Raw genomic sequence first — 210 nt, 5'->3', positions numbered from 1 at the left:
CGGGACCACACGATGGCCAGCGGGTCGGCCATCTTCGCCAAGCTCAACCGTCCGTCCCGGAACCGGAACGCGGAGCTGGTGTACTCGGCCGAGGCCCGCGACCTGCGCTTGGACTTGAACCGCGGATACCCGGCCCGCTTGGCAAAGAAGTTCGTGAACGCCCCTTGCAGGTGCCGCAAGCCCTGCTGCAACGGCACCGACGACACCTCG

At 67.6% G+C, this 210-nt stretch carries 1 pseudogene; it reads right to left on the bottom strand.

The annotated features are described in order from the left end of the window. Positions 1-197: pseudogene (locus F0L68_RS41085) on the bottom strand (RNA-guided endonuclease TnpB family protein); the annotation flags it as partial. Between the last annotated feature and the right edge of the window lie 13 nt (positions 198-210).

Source organism: Solihabitans fulvus, assembly GCF_008386585.1.
Lineage (GTDB): Bacteria > Actinomycetota > Actinomycetes > Mycobacteriales > Pseudonocardiaceae > Solihabitans > Solihabitans fulvus.
The sequence above is the reverse complement of the archived record's forward strand: the minus strand, read 5'-3'. Positions and strand labels throughout refer to the sequence as shown.